The 16,479-nt window shown below is 67.6% G+C and carries 15 protein-coding genes; 8 read left to right on the top strand and 7 right to left on the bottom strand.

Annotated elements, in window-relative coordinates; genetic code table 11:
* Positions 1–89: 89 nt before the first annotated feature.
* From ABL312_RS01330 to ABL312_RS01320, 3 genes are all read left to right on the top strand, one after another.
* Entirely contained in the window at positions 90–809 is a 720-nt protein-coding gene (locus tag ABL312_RS01330; RefSeq protein ID WP_374730163.1) for a L,D-transpeptidase, read from the top strand.
* A gap of 193 nt (positions 810–1,002) precedes the next feature.
* Positions 1,003–1,848 carry a hypothetical protein gene (locus ABL312_RS01325; protein ID WP_349359577.1) on the top strand — a complete coding sequence of 282 codons (846 nt, stop codon included), beginning with the start codon at positions 1,003–1,005 and terminating at the stop codon, positions 1,846–1,848.
* Between the two features lie 243 nt (positions 1,849–2,091).
* On the top strand, positions 2,092–2,526 hold the full coding sequence (locus ABL312_RS01320; RefSeq protein WP_349359576.1) for a cytochrome c: 435 nt from the start codon (positions 2,092–2,094) through the stop codon (positions 2,524–2,526).
* A gap of 28 nt (positions 2,527–2,554) precedes the next feature.
* On the opposite strand, the gene glcF is transcribed toward ABL312_RS01320, so the two are convergent.
* A complete protein-coding gene (glcF, locus tag ABL312_RS01315; protein ID WP_349359575.1) occupies positions 2,555–3,916 on the bottom strand; it encodes a glycolate oxidase subunit GlcF in 1,362 nt (453 codons plus the stop codon).
* 152 nt (positions 3,917–4,068) lie between these two features.
* Between glcF and ABL312_RS01310 the strand changes: the two genes are divergently transcribed.
* Positions 4,069–4,701 carry a hypothetical protein gene (locus ABL312_RS01310; RefSeq protein WP_349359574.1) on the top strand — a complete coding sequence of 211 codons (633 nt, stop codon included), beginning with the start codon at positions 4,069–4,071 and terminating at the stop codon, positions 4,699–4,701.
* A 128-nt stretch (positions 4,702–4,829) separates the two neighbouring features.
* Here the strand turns inward: ABL312_RS01310 and ABL312_RS01305 are convergent, their stop codons facing one another.
* Together ABL312_RS01305 and ABL312_RS01300 are read right to left on the bottom strand one after the other, a co-directional pair.
* Positions 4,830–6,044, bottom strand: a complete 1,215-nt coding sequence (locus ABL312_RS01305) for an FAD-binding protein (protein WP_349359573.1) — start codon at positions 6,042–6,044, stop codon at positions 4,830–4,832.
* 11 nt (positions 6,045–6,055) lie between these two features.
* The gene (locus ABL312_RS01300; protein ID WP_349359572.1) at positions 6,056–7,552 is read right to left on the bottom strand and encodes an FAD-linked oxidase C-terminal domain-containing protein; all 1,497 of its coding nucleotides are present in this window, start codon (positions 7,550–7,552) and stop codon (positions 6,056–6,058) included.
* Positions 7,553–7,749: 197 nt separating this feature from the next.
* Between ABL312_RS01300 and ABL312_RS01295 the strand changes: the two genes are divergently transcribed.
* Complete coding sequence (locus ABL312_RS01295) at positions 7,750–8,700, top strand: LysR family transcriptional regulator (RefSeq protein ID WP_349359571.1); 951 nt, start codon at positions 7,750–7,752, stop codon at positions 8,698–8,700.
* 159 nt (positions 8,701–8,859) lie between these two features.
* A complete protein-coding gene (locus tag ABL312_RS01290) occupies positions 8,860–9,258 on the top strand; it encodes a cytochrome c family protein (protein ID WP_349359570.1) in 399 nt (132 codons plus the stop codon).
* A gap of 119 nt (positions 9,259–9,377) precedes the next feature.
* On the opposite strand, the gene ABL312_RS01285 is transcribed toward ABL312_RS01290, so the two are convergent.
* From ABL312_RS01285 to ABL312_RS01270, 4 genes are all read right to left on the bottom strand, one after another.
* Positions 9,378–10,709, bottom strand: coding sequence for a DUF3422 domain-containing protein (locus ABL312_RS01285; protein WP_349359569.1), 1,332 nt, complete (start codon positions 10,707–10,709; stop codon positions 9,378–9,380).
* A gap of 98 nt (positions 10,710–10,807) precedes the next feature.
* On the bottom strand, positions 10,808–12,184 hold the full coding sequence (locus ABL312_RS01280) for a TRAP transporter large permease subunit (protein ID WP_349359568.1): 1,377 nt from the start codon (positions 12,182–12,184) through the stop codon (positions 10,808–10,810).
* 15 nt (positions 12,185–12,199) lie between these two features.
* Positions 12,200–13,162, bottom strand: coding sequence for a TRAP transporter small permease subunit (locus ABL312_RS01275; protein ID WP_349359567.1), 963 nt, complete (start codon positions 13,160–13,162; stop codon positions 12,200–12,202).
* A 212-nt stretch (positions 13,163–13,374) separates the two neighbouring features.
* Positions 13,375–14,412 (bottom strand): TRAP transporter substrate-binding protein, encoded by a 1,038-nt coding sequence (locus ABL312_RS01270; RefSeq protein WP_349359566.1) that lies wholly within the window; start codon positions 14,410–14,412, stop codon positions 13,375–13,377.
* Positions 14,413–14,804: 392 nt separating this feature from the next.
* Here ABL312_RS01270 and ABL312_RS01265 point away from each other — a divergent pair, with 392 nt between their 5' ends.
* Together ABL312_RS01265 and ABL312_RS01260 are read left to right on the top strand one after the other, a co-directional pair.
* Positions 14,805–15,635 (top strand): FCD domain-containing protein, encoded by an 831-nt coding sequence (locus ABL312_RS01265; RefSeq protein ID WP_349359565.1) that lies wholly within the window; start codon positions 14,805–14,807, stop codon positions 15,633–15,635.
* Complete coding sequence (locus ABL312_RS01260) at positions 15,632–16,456, top strand: (Fe-S)-binding protein (RefSeq protein ID WP_349359564.1); 825 nt, start codon at positions 15,632–15,634, stop codon at positions 16,454–16,456. The genes ABL312_RS01265 and ABL312_RS01260 overlap by 4 nt, the downstream gene beginning before the upstream one ends.
* Positions 16,457–16,479: the final 23 nt, after the last annotated feature.

The raw sequence follows: 16,479 nt of genomic DNA, 5'->3' as shown, positions 1-16,479 counted from the left end.
CGCCGCCTATCCTCTTTGCCGGCGGTGCGCGAGCGTTTGTCGCGCGCCGCGCTTCAGCCGGTTCCGACGAAGAGGTTGCGAGTACGTCGATGCACCCCTTGCGAATTCTATCCCTCGCGCTGGCGTTGGCATGCGCGCCTGCCATCCTCAGCGCCACGCTGGCCAGCCCGGCCAAGGCCGACACGCGCGCCGGCGCCCCGCCGCTGCTGCTGAGCCCCGATCTGACCGAACCCTGGATCCTGCAGCTGCAACCGCACCGGCGCAGCGTGCGGCCCCAGGTGGCGCCGCGCCAGATCCAGCGTCCGCGCCATGCGGCCGTGCGCCCTTCCGCGCCCGCCAAGCCGCAGTCCCGGCGCCTCGCCATCGATCCGCGGTTCCTGCCGACGACGGTCGCCTACAACGGCCCGGAAAAGCCCGGCACGATCGTGATCGACACCGAGGCCCGCTATCTCTATCTGGTCGAGCGCGGCGGGTTCGCCCGGCGCTACGGCGTCGGCGTCGGACGCCCCGGCTTCGAATGGGCCGGCACGCACCGCGTCACCCGCAAGGCCGAGTGGCCGGACTGGCGTCCCCCGGCGGAGATGCGCAAGCGCCAGCCGGGCCTGCCGAAGTTCATGCCGGGCGGCCCCGACAATCCGCTCGGCGCCCGCGCGCTCTATCTCGGCTCGACGCTGTACCGCATCCACGGGTCGAACGAGCCCTGGACCATCGGCCGCGCCGTGTCCTCGGGGTGCATTCGCATGCGCAACGAAGATGTGGTCGACCTCTACCAACGCGTGCCCGTGGGCGCGACGGTCAAGGTCATCTGACACGACAGGCGACCGGCGCGCCCGCCGCGCGCGCCGGCCGGTCCGACATGCCACACGCGTGTTGCCGATTGCCGCCGCCGCGCCGATGAAACGCAGGCGTGTCGTTTCCCTTTGCACCCCTGTCAAAAGTTCCTATAGTCTCCACACGGCATTCGTGTAACGCCCGCTGGCGCCGCCAGTTGCGGGGAGGCCCATGACGGAACGCGACACCTCAAACCCGCAGACGCCCCCAAGACCCGGTCAGGATACGGACGCGGGCGCCAAAGGGCGACGGCCGGCGGACGGGATCGCCGCTCCTTCCGCCGAGGAAATCCGCGCGGCGCTCGCCGCTCTGCTGGCGATCCCGGCTTTGGCGCGCGCGCCCAAGAGCAGCCGCCTGCTGACGTATCTGGTCGAGACCCACCTTCGCGGCGCGGCGGAAGACCTTACGGAAACGGCCATCGCACGCGCCGTCTTCGAGCAGGACGCCGCCTTCAACCCGCGCAGCAATCCGATCGTGCGGGTGAACGCCTCGCGGCTGCGCAGCCTGTTGCGCACGCATTACGCCGGCGCCGGGAAGAACGCGCCCGTCCAGATCCGGCTGGCCAAGGTCGGCTATTCGCCGGAGATTTCCTATGCTCCGAGCCATGCCCCCGACGCCACGACGCGTCCGCCGGCCACACCATCAGAGACCGACGCCGACGGAACCGGCCTCCCTCAGCCCGATGCCGGGCCGGAGGTGCGCGACACGCGGGCGCAACAGCCAACGCGCCCGGTGGAGCGTGGCGAGGCAACCGCGACCGGAGCGGACGTGCCGATGCCGGCCGGCGCGTCTTCCCCTGCCGACACGGAGGGTGCTGCGCCCGCAGCGAGCCTCTCCGCCCTGCTGCGCGCCCGCCTTGCCGCGCCCGCCTCGCTCGGTGCGGTGCTCGCCTTGACCCTTGCCGCAGTGGTCGTCTCCATCGCCTATACCGAGCTCGCGTTTCACACCCATCCCGGCTGCACGACGGCGTCCGGCGAGGAGGCACTCGCCCCGCTGGCCTTCGGCCCCCGGAGCTAGGCAGCGCGGCCGGCCGGGGCGCGAGGGGGCGTTTGCCAGACGCAGCGCCTGCCATTAGAAAAACACCGGCTGAAAACCCGCGCCAGCCGGACACGACGCGGACGCAACGGTGGCCTGACATCCAGCGGGCCCTGGTCGCGCCGTTGGACAGCACGTGGCCGGCAGGTGGATCAATCACCCGAGGGACTTGCCATGAAACACCGTTTGCCCCGTGTCGTTCCGACCCGTCGTCTGACCGTCTGCATGCTTGCAGGCGTCCTTGCCCTGTCGGCGCTGGCCGCGAGCGCGCACGAAGGAGCGACCGGCCTCGTCAAGGAGCGCATGGACTCCATGTCGGCCATCGCCGAGAGCATGAAGGCGCTCGGGGGCATGGTGAAATCGGGCGAGGTCGACGGCGCGCAGGCCGCCGCGCTCGGGGCGCGCGTGGCGGAGGAGGCGCGCAAGGTGCCGGACCTCTTCGCGCAAGAGGAACTCCAGCCGATGAGCGAGGCCCGTCCCGAGATCTGGCAGGATTTCGCCGACTTCACGGCCAAGGCCGAGGCCATGAGCGCCGCCGCCGCGACGCTCGCCGCACAGGCCCCGGCGACGCTCGACCGCGCCACGCTGGGCAAGGCGCTCGGCGACATCGGGGCGACCTGCAAGGCCTGCCACGAGGTCTATCGCGTCAAGAAGAACTGAGCCCGCGCATCGGCAACGGACCGAGGCGTCACTCCGCCGCTTCGACGGCCGGCGCCGGCGCGACCCGCCCGGCGAGCGGCCCCTCGGCCAGCGCCTGCGGCACCGGACCGCCATGCACCCAGTCGAGCAGCTCGGCCGTGTGAACGACCGGCAGGTCGGTGCCGCCGCCGATCTGGGTCATGCAGCCGATGTTGCCGGTGGCGACCAGATCGGGCGTCGTGCGCTCGATGTTCGCCACCTTGCGGTCGCGCAGCCGACGCGCGATCTCCGGCTGCAGGATGTTGTAGGTCCCGGCCGATCCGCAGCACAGATGGCCCTCCGGCACGTCGCGCACGGCGAAACCCGCCGCCTTCAGCAGGTCCTTGGGCTGGCGCGTGATCTTCTGCCCGTGCTGCATCGAACAGGCCGAATGATAGGCCACGGTCAGATCGGGCCGCAGCGCCGGCGCCGGCAGATCCAGCGTCGCCAGATACTCGGTGATATCCTTGGCGAGCGCGGACACGCGGGCCGCCTTCTCCGCATAGGCCGGATCCTCGCGCAGCATGAAGCCGTAATCCTTGATGGTCGTGCCGCAACCCGACGCCGTGATCACGATGGCGTCGAGCCCCTTGCCCTCGATCTCCGCCGTCCAGGCGTCGACGTTGCGCCGGGCATCGGCCAGCGCGCGCTCCTCCTTGCCCATGTGGTGGACGAGCGCGCCGCAGCACCCCTCCCCCTTCGGCAGGACCACCTCGACGCCGAGACGTGTCAGCAGGCGGATCGTCGCCTCGTTGATGTTGGGGGCCAGCACCGGCTGGGCACAGCCCGACAGGAGCGCCACGCGCCCCCGCGGTTCGGGGGCGGCGCCCTCGAAGGTCGCCGGTCCCTCCATCGCCGAGCGCAGCGGCGCGCGCGAGGGGGCAAGCTCGAGCATCGCCCCCATCTGCGCCATCGGGCCGCCCAGGCGCTTGAGCACCCCGGCGAAGGGCCGGGCGAAATAGGCCCCGACCAGCGACAGACGGAAGCGGGCCGGATGCGGCAGCACGAAGGCCAGCAGATTGCGGATCATCCGCTCGGACAGGGGGCGGCGATAGGTTTCCTCGATATGCGCCCGCGCATGATCGACCAGATGCATGTAATGCACGCCCGACGGACAGGTGGTCATGCACGACAGGCAGGACAGGCAGCGGTCGATGTGCTTGACGGTGCGCGCATCCGCCGGGCGGTCGTTCTCAAGCATCTCCTTGATCAGGTAGATGCGCCCGCGCGGGCTGTCGAGCTCGTCGCCGAGCAGCGCGAAGGTCGGACAGGTGGCGGTGCAGAACCCGCAATGCACGCATTTGCGCAGGATCTTTTCGGATTCCGCGATCTGCGGATCGGCCAGCTGGTGGATCGAGAAATTCGTCTGCATCCGCCCCGGTTCCTCTTCCCTCGTCGATTGCGGCACCTTGCCGAACATGAACGCAAGATTGCGATCTGCGTCACAGCCCGTTCAGGCAGCCTGCTCTAATCCTGCTCTCCAAGGCGAGGCACAGAAAACGCCCTGGAGGACTTGCAATGCACATGACCCGGAAACTCTTCGTCGCATCGGCGCTCTGCGCCGCGCTCACGTCCACGGCCTCGGCCAAGGACTGGATCGAAACCGTCCAGCTCACAAAGGATGGCATCGACGTCGTCCCGATCGAGGTCTCGGCCAATGCCGGCGGCTACACGACGATCAAGACACCCAGCCACCGGTTTCTTCTCAGGCTGCACGCCCGCGCCACCAGCGGCGAACGCATCGTCGCCATGAAGCTCGGCGCCTACAAGGGGGTGCGCTATTTCGAGGCGAGCGGCGGGAATTGGAACCAGACCTTCACCGGCCGCAACGTCGGGGCCGGCACCAAGCGGACGGTGACCCTCGAGACCCGTCCCGTCATCCCGACCGCCAGGATCACCTGGCACGGTCCGACGCCCCGGCAGGCCTGCGAGGCCAATCTGGCGAAACAGCGAGCGAAGGGCCTGCGCAAGTCCGAGGTTCTCGCGAAGACCTGGACCGTGACCGCGCATGCCACCTTCGAACTCGACGCCGTCGCGGCGCGCAAGGGCAAGGCGCAGAGCAACAAGTGGTCGCTCGCCAACACCACCAACCAGCGCGACGGGCTGACCTACCCGCTTCAGGTCCGCTGCAACGCGGGGCTCAGCAAGAGCTCCTGACCGCCGCATCGCGCAAGACCGCGCCGGCCTGCCGACGCGCGCTCCGCCCCGGCTCCCTCCGAGGGGCCGGGGCGCGCAAGCGCGACCCTCAACCGCTCCCGCCCTGAAGCCACGGGCGTCCCGGGGCATCACGACCCCATCCGTCCCGGATTGAGCACGCCGTGGGGGTCGAACTGCGCCTTGAGGCGCGCCGACAGGGCCGCGAGCGGCTCCGCTTGCGGCTGGAACACGGGCACCGAGGTGCGCACAGGCGCGGGCGCGCGGATCAAGGTGGCATGTCCGCCACCGACGCGCGCCACGCTGTCCCGCACCGCGTTGGCGCAGGGATCGGCGCCTGCGATCGACACCCAGACGAGCCCGCCCGACCAGTCGCAATAGGCTTCGTGCGCGACCGTCTCGGCCAGATCGGCAAGGAAGGTGGCGCCCGCCGTCGGCGCGACCGACACGCGCCAGACGAGCGTGTCCGCTCCGACGAAGGGCCGCACGTCGCGCACCGCCCGCCACAGGGCCCGCGAGGCATCGCCGTCCACGCGGACGACGCCGCCGCGCCCGCCGAGCAGCGTCTTCAGCGCCTCGAAGCGATAGTCGACGGAGGGGCCGAACCCCTCGAGCCGCAGCAAGGTCGCCGGACCGTCGGCCAGCGGATGGCCGTCGTCGGCCAGCCGGGCCGCGATCCCCGCGGGCAGATGCGCTGCGGCCGAGACTTCCGCCGAGGACCCCATGGCCGCCGTCATGGCGGCGGTGGCCTCCGCTCCCGCCGGCCCGGTGAGCACGAAGGTCGCCTCGGTCTGCGCGCGCGGCTGGACTTTCAGCGTGATCTTCGTCGCGACCGCCAGCGTGCCCCAGGAGCCGGTAAGGGCGCGCGGCAGGTCGTAGCCCGTGACATTCTTCACCACGCGGCCGCCGGACTTGAAGATCTCGCCGCGCCCCGACACCGCCTCGATCCCCAGGATGTGATCGCGCGCCGCGCCATGCTTCAGGCGTTTGGAGCCGGCGAGATTGCAGGCCACCAGACCGCCAACGGTCCCCTCCCCCGCCGGCCGGCCGAGCAGCGGGCCGTAGTCGATCGGATCGAAGGCAAGTTCCTGATCGTGCGCCTCCAGCGCCGCCTCGATCTCTGCAAGCGGCGTACCGGCCAGCGCGGTCAGCACCAGTTCGGCCGGCTCGTACAATTCGATGCCGGAAAGCGCCGACAGGTCGAGGACGTGTCCGGCCTGCACAGGACGGCCGAGCGCGCGTTTCGAGCCGGTCCCGACCACCTCGAGCGGCTGGACCTCGGCCGAGGCCCATTGCACGGCGTCGCGGGTTTCCTCCGCCGTGCGCGGTTTGAACGTGTCAGGCATCGAAAAGCCCCTCAGAAGCGCGGAATGTCGGGAAAGGGAAGCTGTCCCTTGTGCACATGCATGCGGCCCAGTTCGGCGCAGCGGTGCAGGACCGGAAACACCTTGCCCGGATTGAGCAACTGCTTGGGGTCGAAGGCGCATTTGACGCGCTGCTGCTGCTTGAGGTCGTCCTCGGTGAACATCTCCGGCATGAGATCGCGCTTTTCGATGCCGACCCCGTGTTCGCCGGTCAGCACGCCGCCGAATTCCACACAGAGCGTCAGGATATCGGCGCCGAAGGCTTCCGCCGCTTCGAGCTGGCCGGGCTGGTTGGCGTCGTAGAGGATCAGCGGATGCAGGTTGCCGTCGCCGGCATGGAACACATTGGCGCAGCGCAGGCCATGCTTTTCGCCCAGCGCACGCATGCGGGTGAGAACGTCGGGAAGCGCCTTGCGCGGGATCGTGCCGTCCATGCACAGATAATCCGGCGAAATGCGGCCCACCGCCGGGAAGGCCGCCTTGCGTCCCGCCCAGAAGGTCAGCCGCTCCTCCTCGCTGGTGGAGACCCGCAGCGACGTCGCCTTGTTGCGTCGGGCGATCGCCTCGACCTCGCCGAGCAGATGGTCGACCTCGGCCTCGGGTCCGTCCAGTTCCACGATCAGCAGTGCGCCGGCCTCGCGCGGATAGCCCGCGTCGACGAAATCCTCCGCCGCGTTGATCGCCAGTTCGTCCATCATCTCCATGCCGCCGGGAATGATGCCGGCGCCGATGATGTCGGCGACGCACTGGCCGCCGTCCTCGCTGGTCGGAAACCCGATCAGCGCGGCGCGCGCGGTCTCCGGCTTCTGCAGGATACGCACCGTCACCTCGGTCACGACGCCGAGCAAGCCTTCCGACCCGGTCATCAGGGCGAGCAGGTCGTAGCCCTCGCTGTCGAGATGCTTGCCGCCCAGCCGGATCACCTCGCCGGTGACCAGCACCATCTCCAGGCCGAGCACGTTGTTGGTCGTGAGACCGTACTTCAGGCAATGCACGCCGCCGGAGTTTTCCGCGATGTTGCCGCCGATGGAACAGGCGATCTGCGACGAGGGATCGGGTGCGTAGTAGAAGCCGAGATGTTCCACCGCACGGGTGATGCCCAGATTGGTGACGCCGGGCTGCACCACGACGGCGCGATTGTCCGGGTCGATGTCGAGCACCTGGTTGAACTTCATCATCGACAGCAGCACGCCGTCGCCCACGGGCAACGCCCCGCCCGACAGCGAAGTCCCCGCCCCGCGCGGCACGACCTTGACCTCGTTTTCGTGGCAGTAGCGCAGCACGGCGGCGACCTGCTCGACCGTTTCGGGCAGCACCACGACCAGCGGAAGCTGGCGGTAGGCGGTCAGCGCGTCGGTCTCATAGGCGCGCATTTCCACCTCGGCGTCGATGACGCCCTCGCCCGGAACCAGCGCGCGCAGGGCCCGCACGATCTCGGCGCGGCGGGCGAGCACATCCCCATCCGGCTTCGGCATGGCGATCCCAGTCATCGGACGATCCTCCCTGATGCGGTTTTGCCTCTGCGAAATGCAATCCGCCTCGATTTTGTGCGCGTACAATAAGGTCGAGACGTGCTGACCCGCGCAAACAGCCTGACGCGCTCACTCGAGCGCGACCAATCTTGGCAGACCGACGCTGGGTCATAAATCGTTGAAGGCAGACAAGAACCAATTCTGGTGCGTTGAAAATGAGCAGCTTTCCGGACATGGAAATCTTCGCGCGGGTGGTTGGAGCCGGCAGCATGTCGGCGGCGGGGCGCGAAATGGGTCTGTCTCCGGCCGTGGTCTCGAAACGTCTCCGACGTCTCGAGGACCGGCTCGGCACCCGCCTGCTGCAACGCACGACGCGCCAGCTCGCGCTGACCGAAGCCGGGCAGGGCTACTACAAGCGGGTCGTGGCGATCCTTGCCTCGGTGGAGGAGGCGGAAGCCTTCGTGACGCGCCGCTCCGCGATGGCTCGCGGCACCTTGAAGGTCAGCGCGCCGACGTCCTTCGGCCGCATGCACATCGCGCCGCATCTCGCCTCCTTCCTGGCCGACAACCCCGATCTCTCCGTCAATCTCGATCTCAGCGACGAAATGATCGACATCGTCGGCGAGGGCTACGATCTGGCGATCCGGATCGCGGAGCTCGAGGATTCCAGCCTCGTCGCCCGCCGTCTCGCCCCCGTGCACCGGGTGTTGTGCGCGGCGCCTTCCTATCTGAACCGCTGCGGCGCGCCCGCCTCGATCGAGGATCTGCAGGCAAACCACGCCTGCCTTGCCACCACCCAGCAGGACATCTGGCGCCTGGCCGGACCCAACGGCAGCGAGCTGGTCCGCACCGGCGGTCCGATCCGCACCAATTCCAACGAGGTGGTGCGCGAGGCGCTGCTTGCCGGTCTCGGCGTCGCTTTGCGCTCCACCTGGGACGTGGGGCCGGAGTTGCGCGAAGGCAAGCTGCGCATCGTCCTTCCGGACTATCGCGCCACCAAGGACGTCGGCCTGCATGCCGTCTACCCCAGCCGGCGCTTCCTGCCGGCCAAGGTGCGGGTCTTTATCGATTTTCTCGCCAAGCTCTACGGTCCCGCGCCCTATTGGGATCGCGGTCTCGACGAGTGGCTGCGCCCCCAGACGGTCACCGCGGCGGCGGCCGAATGAGGAGGGTAACGTCCCTGGATGGCGGGAAACACTTGCGACAAAACGCCCGCGAGGGGTGACGTCGCGCCGGATCGTGCTAGTGTCCGTGATGCTTGAAGACAGGCGATCGGGCACATACGGTCCATCCTGTTGCACACGAAAGTCTCGGGAGACAAGTTCATGAAACAACTGATGTTGCTTGCCGGTGCCGCCGTCCTGGCGATGAGCGCGAGCGCCTATGCCGAAGGCGACCCGGCGGCCGGCGAGAAGGTGTTCCGCAAGTGCCAGGCCTGCCACATGGTCGGCGACGACGCGAAGAACCGTGTCGGCCCGGTGCTGAACGGCGTCGTTGGCAACTCGTGGGGTCACGTCGAGGACTACCGCTATTCCAAGGCCCTTCTCGAGGGCAAGGAAGAGGGTCGCGTCTGGGACAACGAGACGCTCGACGCCTATCTCACCAACCCGAAGGACGTGATCCCGAAGGGCAAGATGGCCTTCGCCGGTCTGCGCAAGGAAGAAGAGCGCGCCGACGTGATCGCCTATCTCTCGCAGTTCAACGAAGACGGCAGCACCAACTGACGCCCGCCCCCTGACGGGGCTGAAGATATCGGCGCCGCAATTGCCGAAGAAAGGGCCGGACATGTGTCCGGCCCTTTTGCGTTCGATCGCCCTCACCTGTTTGCGGTTGTGGTCGTGAATCACTCCGCACCCTCGCGGTCGTCATGGTGTCGGCGGATGCGGCGCACGAGCAGGAAGACCGAGGCCAGCACCACCGGAACGGCGAGGCCGGTCAACACCCCCTGCGACGGCAGGTACGGCCCGACGGGCGTATCCGTGAGCGCCTTGGCGAGATAGGCGAACAACCCGACCACATAATAGCTGACGGCGGCCACCGACAGGCCCTCGACCGTTTGCTGCAGGCGCAGCTGCAGCCGCGCGCGCCGGTTCATCGCGGCCAGTTGGCCGCGGTTCTGCTCCTGCAATTCCACATCGACGCGGGTGCGCAACAAGGTGGCGGCACGCGCCAGCTTGCGCGACAGGTTCGCCTGACGCTCCTCGATGGTCTCGCAGGTGCGCATGGCGGGCGCGAGCCGCCGCGTCAGGAACTGCGTGAAGGTGAAATGGCCCTCGTGGAACTGCTCGTCGAGCACCTCCAGCCGCTGCTTGACGATCAGGTAATAGGCCCGGCTCGCGCCAAAGCGATAGGCACTCGCGGCCGCCCCCGCCTCCAGATCGGCGGCCAGCCGGGTCAGTTCGTCGAGCAGTTGCCGGTTGGCGGTCAACCCCTCGCTGGTGCGCATGCGTTCGGTGATCGCCAGCAGCCCATCCTCGATCTCGCCGACCTTGGGCGCCTGACGGTGTGCCTCGGTCAGGCCCAGCATGGCGAGCGTGCGATAGGTCTCCAGCTCGATCAGCCGCTGCGTCAGCGCGCCGGCCTGGACCTGACTGAGCGACTGGTCGCCCACCAGGATGCGCGTCAGGCCGTCCCGGTCCTGCCGGAAGTCGGTGGCGATGATCGCCGCGCCCTGATCCACCTGCGAGGCGGACAGGCTCGCCTGCTCGAAACGCTCGAACTGACGTGCGAAATACGGTCCCTTCGCGCTGACGAAATCGCAGCGCACCGCAACCATCAGCGGTCCCGGCGCCCGAAAACGCGCGCCGAAGGGATGCCCGCGCGGCGCCGCGTCCACATCGTCGGATTCGTCCAGCGGCCCGTCCCAGGAATAGGTGATGAATTCGCCGTGACGCTCGCGCCGCAGGATGCTGTCGCCGATCTGCACCATGTGGTGCCGCGACGCCCTGCCCGGCCCCTGAACGCCCACCGACTGGCAGTAACCGGCGAACCAGTCGCGATCGGCCTCGACGGCGGATGCGTCCACGATGAAGCCGTAGCGCAGGAAGACCCGGGCGCCGGACAGGGGATGAAAAGGGCGGGCATGCACCTCGCCGAGCACCAGCGCGCGCGCCGGATGCCCCTCGAACGCCGGCAGCCCGTCGACCCGTCCGCCCGTTTCCGCTTCATCCGCCATGGTTTTCGCCCGCCTCGTCTGCCTGCACCGCAAAAACGACGAAGGCCGGCGGTCGACCGGCCTTGCGCCTGTTTCGATACTAGCTCACGCACGCGGCCCTAAAGCAATGCGTTAGGGAGCCACAGGACGATCCCGGGGAACAGGATGCACAGGCCCAGGCCGATGAGCTGCAGCAGGACGAAGGGGATGATGCCCTTGTAGATCTGCTGGATGCTCACCTCCGGCGGCGCCACGCCCTTCATGTAGAACAGGGCGAAGCCGAAGGGTGGCGTGAGGAAGGATGTTTGCAAATTGGTCGAGACCAGAATGGTGAACCAGATCAGCGCCACCTCCCCGACGCCCTCGAAGCCGGCCAGATGATCGCCGAAGTCGAGCCCGGCGACCACGGGGCCGAACACGGGCAGCACGATGAGCGTGATCTCGATCCAGTCGAAGAAGAAGCCGAGGAAGAAGATCATGCCCATCAGCACGAACAGGATGCCCCACGGCCCGACGCCGGCCCAGGCGATGAACTCGTCGATCAGGTGTTCGCCGCCAAGCCAGCGGAAGACCAGCGAAAAGCACGTCGCGCCGAGGAAGATGCCGAACAGCATGGCCGCCGTCAGCGCCGAGCGGTGGCACACGTCGGTCAGAACCTGGAGGCTCAGCTTGCGATTGAGGATCGCGAGCACCGTGGCCCCCACCGCGCCGACGCCGGCGGCCTCGGTCGGCGTGGCGATACCGCCGAAGATCGAGCCCAGCACCACGACGATCAGGAACACCGGCGGCACGAAGCTCTTGAAGATCATCGTCCAGAATTCGCCCCGGGTTGTCGGACCGATGTCGTCGGGCAAGGGCGGTGCCAGATGCGGCTTCCACCGGCACAGCACCAGAATGTAGAGCGCATAAAGCGCGGCCAGCACCAGACCCGGAATGATCGCGGCGATGAACACCGTGCCGACCGGGATCGACATCAGATCCGACATGATCACCAGCATGATCGATGGCGGAATGAGGATGCCGAGCGTGCCGGACGAGGCGATCGTTCCGGTGGCGAGCGGGATGTTGTAGTTGCGCTCCATCATCACCGGCAGCGCGAGCAGCGTGATCATCACCACCGAGGCGCCGATGATGCCCGTGGTCGCGGCCATGATCGTGCCCATCAGGGTCACCGACAGCGCAAGCCCGCCCGGCACGCGGCGGGTGAGCACCTGCAGACAGTGAAGCAGGTCCTTGGCGACGCCGGATTTCTCAAGCATCGTTCCCATGAAGATGAACATCGGGATCGCCACCAGCACCGGGTTTTCCATGGTGCTGCCGAAGATCCGGTTCGGAATGATGACGAGGCGGGCCACGTTGAAGGCGCCGAGTTCCTGCGCCAGGAAGGCGAAGCCGAGGCCGATGCCGCCGAGGATGAAGGCCACGGGAAAGCCGGTGAACAGCAGCATCCCGAGCGCGATGAACATGAAGATCGGAAGAAGTTCCACGAAAGTCATTGCAGCGTCTCCCGATCAATCCGTTATCGGACCCTTGGAGGCCACGTCCTCCGGAAGGTCGGCGTGATGCGTGCCCGCGTAATCCCCGGATTCCGCCTGCAGATGCGCCGGCCCGAACAGGAACACGGCGCAGCGGAAGGCGGCGGAAAGCCCTGCGGCGAACAGGAAGGCGAAGCCGATCGGGAGCATGGACTTGACGACCCAGCGGTGGCTCAGGCCGGTCTGCGCGGCCGACACCTCGCCGATCTCGTAGGACTTCGAGGCGAAGACCCAGCCGAATTCGACGATCAGGTAGCAGTAGGTCAACAGGAACGCGACGATGCCGGCGAACTCCATCCAGACCCGGGTGCGCGGTTTCATGCGGTCGCGGACGAGCTCGATGCGCACATGGGCGTCGTAACGATAGGCAAAGCCCAGGCACAGCAGGAACAGCACCGAATGCAGGTGCCATTGCAGCTCCTGAAGCTTGGTAGAGTCGAAGTAGAAGGCCGAGTCGATGATGTTGTTGTCGAAGTCGAGCATCTTGCGCTGCGACACATCGTAGAAGATGACGATCATCATCGGAATGAAAAGCCAGGCCGCGATCTTGCCGACGCCGACCACGATCCGGTCGATGTCGTCCGAGGCGCCGAGCATCGTCTCGAAGGAGGCGGGCGCATGACGTCGGACCATCAGCAGCGTCAGGGCGAGAATGAGCAGCGCGCCGATGAAGCCGGAGGCCCCGTCATAGACCCTGAAGAAGCCCCGCGGGTTGACGTCCATCATCTCCAGGATCGCGGAAAACCCGTCCGGCGTGATCGCGAAGACGAAGGCGGCGAACACCATCCCGGCAAGCGCCAGCGACAGGCGGGCGCGCATCAGCCCGCCGATCACGCACAGGATGAAGCCCACGGCGCACAGCACGTAGGCTGGAATGCCGAGGCCGAAAAGCGCGAGTATCGACAAGGCGATACCGGCCAGACAAAGCAAGAGTGGCATGAGGAACGCACCTTTTTCCGAACGACTGGCTCCCGAAGGAAGCGGCGCAGCCTGTCCGTCCCCGCGCGAGGGCAGCCTCCGGACGACCCGCCCGCGCCGGCCGGGCGCGGAACCGGGGCACGGCCGAAACGGCCCGTCAGGCACACGGCCTTCGCACGCAAAGAGGTCGCGCCGGAGATCTCCCCGGCGCGACCGGCGTCGCGGCTATCGGATTACTGGAGGTACCCGAGTTCCGACCAGATCTTGTACTGCTCGCGGAAGTTGCTCAGCGACTCCCAGGCGCGGGCGAAGTTCGGGTTGGCGGCCTTTTCTTCCTCGACCACCTCGTCCCACGCGGACCGCAGCGTATCCAGGATCGCGGGATCCCAGGACTTGATGTTCACGCCCTTTTCCTGCAGCTCGGCGAGCGCGGCCGGCTGGATCGCCTCGCCCTCGGCGATGCCGTAGGTGATCTGGGCGTCGCACACGGTCTCGAACACCGCCTTGGTCTGCTCGTCGAGCGCGTCCCACTCGTCCTTGTTGAGCATCAGGTCGAAGATCGTCGACTGCTGGTGCCAGCCCGGGAAGTAGTAGTATTTGGCGACCTGATAGAAGCCGAGCTTCAGGTCGATCGCCGGCATGGAGAACTCGGTGGCGTCGATGGTGCCGAGCTCGAGCGCGGGGAAGATGTCGCCGCCGGCGAGCAGCTGCGTCGACACGCCGAGCTTCTGCATGACCTTCGCACCGAGACCGAAGAAGCGCATCTTCAGGCCCTTGAGGTCGTCGGCCGAGGTGATCTCGTTGCGGAACCAGCCCGACGCCTCCGGCGCGATCACGCCGCAGGCCAGCGACTTGATGCCGTATTGCGCGTAGATCTCGTCGAACAGCTCCTGCCCGCCGCCGAACTTCATCCAGGCGATGTATTCGGACGCGCGCGGACCGAAGGGCACCGCCGCGAAGAGCGCGAGCGAGGAATCCTTGCCCGTCCAGTAGCCCGGCGTCGACCAGCCGGCCTGCACCGCGCCCGACGCCACGGCGTCGAAGGTTTCCAGCGCCGGCACGATGGCGCCGGGCTCGTGGAACGTCAGGTTGATGGCGCCGCCGGAGACCGCGTTCAGGCGCTCCGACAGGACCTTGCCGAGCGTGCCGAGCTGCGTCAGCGAGCCCGGATAGGTCGACTGCATGTCCCAGTTGAGATTGTCGATGGCCATCGCGGGCGACGCGACGGCAAGCGATGCCGATACGGCAAGTGCTGAAGCAAGTTTCTTCACTGGACCTCTCCTCCCAAAGTCAGTCCTGCCATTTCAGGTCTGACGGCCGTGCGTCGAACACCGACCGCCCCCCGGGTCCGCGCCTGCGCGCACCCATGGTCCAGCCCCGCGCGCCTGCACGGGCCCGAACCGTCAGTCGAAGCCGGGGCCCCTTCCCTTCCGTTGCGTTCCCCTCCTGAAGGCACGCCGGAAAGACCGCGGAAACACCCGGAAACTCCGGTCACCGGCGCCGGCCTCCCAACCGGACAACCGCCTGACATTAATTGGATAACAATATTGACCACTCAAAGCAACACAGAATAGATTGACCGATATCGACAAGAACGGGTCAAACTATACTGCAATGCAACAGAATTTTGTTGCATTGCAATGAAGAACGCTCGAGCGGCACGATGATTTTCCGGAAGATTCAGCACAATCGCACGGCGGACGCGGTTGTCGATCAGGTGGAAGAGCTGATCCTGCAAGGGGTGCTGCGTCCGGGCGAGCGGTTGCCCTCGGAGCGCGAGCTGGCCAAGAAGGTGGACGTGTCGCGCCCGATCCTGCGCAATGCCCTCAAGACGCTGGAGGAGCGCGGATTGCTCGCCACCCGGCATGGCGGCGGCACCTATGTCGCCGACGTGATCGGCACCGTGTTTTCCGAGGCCGTCGTCGAGTTGGTCCGCCGCCATCCGCCCGCCATCGCCGACTATCTGGAGTACCGCCGCGAGATCGAGCGCACCACCGCCCGCTTCGCCGCCAACCGCGCGACGGAGGCCGACCGGGAGATCATCCGCGACCTCTTCGAGGCGATGGAGAAGGCGCACGAGCAGGAGGATTTCGCCGAGGAAGCCGAGCTCGACGTGGAGTTCCATCAGGCGATCGGCGAAAGCGCGCATAACATCGTGCTGCTGCACACGCTGCGCTCGTGCTACCGGCTGCTCGCCGACGGCGTTTTCTACAATCGCGCACAGCTCTATCGCTATCCCGGCTCGCGCGAGCGCTTGCTCGAGCAGCACCGCGCCATCTACGATGCGGTGATGCGCGCCGACGCCCAGGCGGCCGCCGACGCGGCGGTCGCGCATATCGACTATGTCGAGCAGGTCGTGCATGAGGTGGCGCGCACCGGCACCTGGAATCACGTCTCCGAAATGCGGCTCGAGCAGCGCATCGACCAGAAGCAGGAAGACAGCAAGCGACGGCGCACCGCCCGCCGTCCGACAGAGGAAGTCCCGACCCCATGACCGCATCCGCGCCGGCCGGCGCGCCCTCGCAAGCCGATCCGTCCGCCGCCTCCGCGGTTCGCCCGCGTGTCGGGCTTTTCGTCACCTGCCTCGTGGACCTGTTTCGCCCGAGCGTCGGCTTCGCGGCGGTGAAGCTGATGGAGGATGCCGGCTGCATCGTCGAGGTGCCGGCGGCCCAGACCTGCTGCGGCCAACCGGCCTTCAACTCCGGCGACCGCAAGGATGCGCGCGACATCGCCGCCGCCGTGATCCGTGCCTTCGAGGGCTACGACTATATCGTCGCGCCCTCGGGCTCCTGCGCCGGCATGCTCAAGAAGCATTACGCCGAGCTCTTCGACGGGGACGCGGACGCGACGGCCCGGGCCGAGGCCTTTTCCGCCCGTGTGTTCGAGCTGGTGAGCTTTCTCACCGACGTGCTCGGCGTCACCGGCGTCGAGGCGCGGTTCGACCGTCCGGTGACCTATCACGACAGTTGCTCGGGCCTGCGCGAACTCGGCATCCAGGCCCAGCCGCGCAAGCTGCTCGCCTCCGTCGCGGGGCTGGAGCTGAAGGAAATGCGCGACGCCGACGTGTGCTGCGGCTTCGGCGGCACCTTCTGCGTCAAATATCCCGACATCTCCAACAAGATCGTTGGCGAGAAGACGGCGACGATCGCCGAAAGCGGCGCGGAGGTGCTGCTGGCCGGCGATCTCGGCTGCCTGATGAACATGGCCGGCAAGCTCAAGCGCGAGGGCAAGCCGATCGAGGCGCGCCACGTGGCCGAGGTGCTCGCCGGCATGACCGACCACCCCGCCATCGGCGAGGGGACGCGCGGCGGCTAGCGCGCGACGACAGTCAACGGGCT

The organism is Stappia sp. (assembly GCF_040110915.1).
Lineage (GTDB): Bacteria > Pseudomonadota > Alphaproteobacteria > Rhizobiales > Stappiaceae > Stappia.
Note: the sequence above shows the minus strand (reverse complement) of the source record. Positions and strands in the feature narration are given on the sequence as shown.

What these genes read in the sequence shown, in the direction of transcription:
- ABL312_RS01330 (WP_374730163.1), top strand. Translation starts at nt 90, where the DNA reads ATGCACCCCTTGCGAATTCTATCCCTCGCGCTGGCGTTGGCATGCGCG.
- ABL312_RS01325 (WP_349359577.1), top strand. Translation starts at nt 1,003, where the DNA reads ATGACGGAACGCGACACCTCAAACCCGCAGACGCCCCCAAGACCCGGT.
- ABL312_RS01320 (WP_349359576.1), top strand. Translation starts at nt 2,092, where the DNA reads ATGCTTGCAGGCGTCCTTGCCCTGTCGGCGCTGGCCGCGAGCGCGCAC.
- glcF (WP_349359575.1), bottom strand. Translation starts at nt 3,916, where the DNA reads ATGCAGACGAATTTCTCGATCCACCAGCTGGCCGATCCGCAGATCGCG.
- ABL312_RS01310 (WP_349359574.1), top strand. Translation starts at nt 4,069, where the DNA reads ATGACCCGGAAACTCTTCGTCGCATCGGCGCTCTGCGCCGCGCTCACG.
- ABL312_RS01305 (WP_349359573.1), bottom strand. Translation starts at nt 6,044, where the DNA reads ATGCCTGACACGTTCAAACCGCGCACGGCGGAGGAAACCCGCGACGCC.
- ABL312_RS01300 (WP_349359572.1), bottom strand. Translation starts at nt 7,552, where the DNA reads ATGACTGGGATCGCCATGCCGAAGCCGGATGGGGATGTGCTCGCCCGC.
- ABL312_RS01295 (WP_349359571.1), top strand. Translation starts at nt 7,750, where the DNA reads ATGAGCAGCTTTCCGGACATGGAAATCTTCGCGCGGGTGGTTGGAGCC.
- ABL312_RS01290 (WP_349359570.1), top strand. Translation starts at nt 8,860, where the DNA reads ATGAAACAACTGATGTTGCTTGCCGGTGCCGCCGTCCTGGCGATGAGC.
- ABL312_RS01285 (WP_349359569.1), bottom strand. Translation starts at nt 10,709, where the DNA reads ATGGCGGATGAAGCGGAAACGGGCGGACGGGTCGACGGGCTGCCGGCG.
- ABL312_RS01280 (WP_349359568.1), bottom strand. Translation starts at nt 12,184, where the DNA reads ATGACTTTCGTGGAACTTCTTCCGATCTTCATGTTCATCGCGCTCGGG.
- ABL312_RS01275 (WP_349359567.1), bottom strand. Translation starts at nt 13,162, where the DNA reads ATGCCACTCTTGCTTTGTCTGGCCGGTATCGCCTTGTCGATACTCGCG.
- ABL312_RS01265 (WP_349359565.1), top strand. Translation starts at nt 14,805, where the DNA reads ATGATTTTCCGGAAGATTCAGCACAATCGCACGGCGGACGCGGTTGTC.
- ABL312_RS01260 (WP_349359564.1), top strand. Translation starts at nt 15,632, where the DNA reads ATGACCGCATCCGCGCCGGCCGGCGCGCCCTCGCAAGCCGATCCGTCC.